This window comes from Bacillus sp. P4_D3 (assembly GCF_056401855.1).
Genome location: NZ_JBFUIN010000293.1, coordinates 1 through 3,987, shown reverse-complemented (window position 1 = coordinate 3,987; position 3,987 = coordinate 1). Strand labels below are relative to the sequence as shown.

At 35.3% G+C, this 3,987-nt stretch carries 3 protein-coding genes and 1 pseudogene; 1 reads left to right on the top strand and 3 read right to left on the bottom strand.

The window, feature by feature from the left end; all coding sequences use genetic code 11:
- Nucleotides 1–366: 366 nt before the first annotated feature.
- Nucleotides 367–516: pseudogene (locus AC1DTM_RS19635) on the bottom strand (IS6 family transposase); the annotation flags it as partial.
- Between the two features lie 112 nt (nt 517–628).
- Between AC1DTM_RS19635 and AC1DTM_RS19630 the strand changes: the two are divergent.
- Nucleotides 629–814: a hypothetical protein gene (locus AC1DTM_RS19630; protein ID WP_016105948.1), complete on the top strand. Its 186-nt coding sequence runs from the start codon at nt 629–631 to the stop codon at nt 812–814.
- Between the two features lie 411 nt (nt 815–1,225).
- On the opposite strand, the gene mutL is transcribed toward AC1DTM_RS19630, so the two are convergent.
- The gene (mutL, locus tag AC1DTM_RS19625; protein ID WP_016105949.1) at nt 1,226–3,169 is read right to left on the bottom strand and encodes a DNA mismatch repair endonuclease MutL; all 1,944 of its coding nucleotides are present in this window, start codon (nt 3,167–3,169) and stop codon (nt 1,226–1,228) included.
- An 8-nt stretch (nt 3,170–3,177) separates the two neighbouring features.
- Nucleotides 3,178–3,987: MutS-related protein (locus AC1DTM_RS19620; protein ID WP_477000692.1), on the bottom strand; the 810-nt coding region annotated here is incomplete at its 5' end.

Here is a 3,987-nt window from a genome sequence, read left to right as displayed (position 1 = left end):
TCATAATACATCTTTTTTATTAATTGTTTTTCTAATCTCATCTTTTCCCCCACTATATCTTTAAAAATACATTTTTCTCCATATGTCAATACTTTTTTGTATGTATGCTTTTTATCTTAACAAAGAATTTCTTTTGGAAAATTTCATTTTCCTTTCATTTTTCAAGTAAGATTGAATTTTCATGAGAAAAGTTTCAGTTTTTTTTCAATTCCCTTTCAGTTGTGAAACAACATTAAATGTTCCTAATAACTTAATACTAATATAATATTCCACATTAATTTATTAGGAACATCACATATAGAATACATTATAAAAACAATCTATAATGAATATATATGCGACGTTTGCTTCGCTGATAAATAAAAGAACCCATAAAATAATGGTTGTTAGATGAACTGAGACGCCACGTCCCTTCAAAATTTCAGCTACATCACGACAACTTAAAAAACAGCAATAGTAGTCAACGGCTATCAATACAATATCTTTCTCGAATTGTTTTCCTTTAAAACATTTCAGTATTTATGTAATTAAATTCCATTAACCTATATAAATAACTAGTCCAAAAAAATATATATGCATATCATGTTATAGTAAAGAATTTAGGAAATCCTAAGAAGGAGGCATTTTCATGTTTGAAGATAAATCTAAAATAAATTACCCATATGAATTTACTGAAACTACAACAGTTCCTCTAAAGAACCCCATTGATAAAAAATTCAAGAACGGCACAGGTACACATAACTTCCCAATAACAAAACACTACAAAGAAAAAGTTCTATATACTGAAAAAATTAATAATAATAAAAATAAATAATTCTATAGCGCATCATTGCGACCATGCACAGTTACGTTTTAAGTAGTGCCTAAATCTTGATTTTACAGCTCACACACCCTTTAAAAAGGAGAGTTTACTGGAAAACTCTCCTTTTTAAAATTGCTGATATACCACGCTTTTTTCATTCTTAGTAGGATTTGATAACAGGATAAAGTAACCATAGCCAAGAAATTAATTCCTTCAAAAATGAATAAATACTAAAAAACAAAATACCTTTATAACCTCTTAAATACTCTTTCCAATTCTTATTTCAAAACTAAACTGATTCACACTCATTGAACAATAACAAATCTACATAAAAAAAGGAGAGCAACTAATTACTGTTGCTCCCTTTGCAATCTAACTTTATCTTTATTAAATCCAAAACATTTTAGAAGAARACAACTTCCCCTACATAACCCTCTTAAACATCTTCTCCAACTCATAAGTAGAATGATGCACAAGAATCGGTCTCCCGTGCGGGCATGTGTATGGATTTGTTGTTGTGCGCAGCTCTTCAAGTAAAGCAAATATTTGATCGTTCGTTAAATATTGATTTGCTTTTATGGAAGCTTTACAGCTCATCATGATGGCTGCTTCTTCTCGTAGTTTTTTTATATCTACTTTTTTTAGTTTGACAACTTGCTCCATCATTTCATCGATGATTTCTGTTTCTTGTCCTTTCGGGAACCACGTTGGGTGCGAACGGACGATAAAGGATTGATGGCCAAACTGCTCTAAAAATAGTCCAACTTTTTTTAATTCTTCTAACTGCTCTTCGACACGTAAAAATTCGGTAAGAGATAAATCAATACGGTACGGTACAAGTAGTTCTTGTACTTCTTGCGTAACTCGTCCCACTTTATCACGGAAATATTCATAATTGATGCGTTCCTGTGCTGCGTGCTGATCAATCATATATAAGCCTTTATCATTTTGAGCGAAAATATATGTTCCGTGCATTTGTCCAATTGGATAAAGCGGTGGTAAGTCATTCCCGTTCATTTCAATCTCTTTTATTCCCCCGACTTCTTCTTCTAATTCCTCTAGTTCAAAGTCTTCTTCGTTACTGTTCCATGATTTCTCTTCCCGAATTGGTTCTTCAATTATCGGTTTAGTAGATGGCTGCCAACTTTGTTCTTCTCTTACGAGCGACTGTGGTGGCTGCCATTCTTGCTTCGGCGGTTGCCAAAGTTGCGCTGGCTGTTTTACAGTCGTTGTTTCTTCTTGTTTCTCATCCATTCCAGTCGGTAAAACGATGTTGGGCACCTGTGGTTCTTTCGGTTTTGTATGCTCAAACTGGAACTGCCCTTGCACACTTTCGTCTTTTTCTTTTTTCTTCGTTGTTACTCCTGCATCTGGAATGAGCTGTATTTTTTTGAATGCATCTTGCAATGTTTCTTCGATAAGTTTTAACAATTCTTGTTCTTTACTAAAGCGAACTTCTAATTTTGCTGGATGTACGTTGACATCAACAAGCATTGGATCCATTTCAATTGATAAGAAGCCGATTGGGTATCGTCCGATTGGCAGTAACGTATGATATCCTTGCTGAATTGCTTTCATTAATACGAAATTTCGAACGTAACGGCCATTTACAATCGTTGACATATAGTTACGAGACGCTCTCGTTACTTCTGGCAATGTTACATAACCTTTAATGGTAAAGTCTAGAGACTCAGCTTCAATCGGAATCAGCTTCTTCGCAACTTGAATGCTGTAAATCGATGCAAGTACTTGTCTTACATCACCGTTTCCTGATGTATGAAGCAATTTCTTTTCATTATGAAACAGTTTTAACGATACTTCTGGATGAGACATTGCAATACGATACACGATATCTGTAATGTTCCCAAGCTCTGTATGAATAGTTTTCATATATTTAAGGCGCGCTGGTGTATTAAAGAATAAGTTTTGTACTGTAATATCTGTTCCTTTTCGGCTCGCCGTTTTCTCTTGTCTTATAATGTCTCCACCTTTAATAATAAGGTGTGTACCAGGCGCATCACCTGTGCTTGTGATTAATTCTAATTCACTTACAGAAGCAATACTCGGCAGGGCCTCTCCGCGGAAACCGAGCGTTCTTATACGAAATAGATCATTTTCATCTTTAATTTTGCTCGTTGCGTGGCGTTCAAATGCAACGATACAATCTTCTTCTGCAATGCCATCTCCATTATCAATGATGCGAATTTTCGATAACCCAGCTTCTTCTAAGTGGATTTCAATAGATGTACTATTCGCATCGATGGAATTTTCCACGAGTTCTTTTACAACTGAGGCAGGGCGCTCTACTACTTCCCCTGCCGCAATTAAATTAGAGAGTTGATCATCGAGTTTGCGAATTTTCCCCATCTACTTACTCATCCTTTCTTTAACTTTTTCTGTAAACGATACAGTTCATTCATCGCTTCTAAAGGCGTCATATCGAGTAAATCAATCTTTTTAATTTGTGCCAGTACTGCCGTTTCTTTTTGATCGAGCACAGGCTTGTCTTGTTTTTTCGAAGACTGTTCTCCTCCAAAGAAAGATAGTTGTGATTCTTCGTCTGTCTCTTCTTGTATTTTTGCCGGTTCTTCTTTTACAACAACTGGTTCTGGAGCAACTTCTTGTACTTTCACTTCTACTCGTTTCGGAATAATAATTTCTTCCTGTCCTTCTAGTTGTGCTAACACTTCTTTCGCTCGAGCGATTAAGCTATCTGGAAGCTCCGCAAGTTGAGCAACGTGAATTCCGTAACTTTTATCAGCCGCTCCATCTTGAATTTTATGAAGGAAAACTACTTTTCCATTCTCTTCAATTGCTGAAACATGTACATTCTTTAGTTGGTCTAAATTTTCTTCTAACACTGTTAATTCATGATAATGTGTAGAGAATAATGTTTTCGCACCAATTTGGTCATGAATATGTTCAATGATTGCTTGTGCAAGTGCCATACCATCATACGTAGATGTACCGCGTCCAATTTCATCGAATAAAATTAAACTTCTTTCTGATGCATTTGCAATTGCATTTTTCGCTTCTAACATTTCAACCATAAATGTACTTTGACCTGAGATTAAATCATCCGCTGCACCAATTCTCGTAAAGATTTGATCGAAGACAGGTAATACTGCTTCTGTCGCTGGTACGAAGCAACCAATTTGTGACATAACAGTAACAAGTGCTAATTG

Bases quoted from the DNA above. Each gene is read 5' to 3' on its own strand.
- mutL (WP_016105949.1), bottom strand. From the start codon at position 3,169: ATGGGGAAAATTCGCAAACTCGATGATCAACTCTCTAATTTAATTGCG.
- AC1DTM_RS19630 (WP_016105948.1), top strand. From the start codon at position 629: ATGTTTGAAGATAAATCTAAAATAAATTACCCATATGAATTTACTGAA.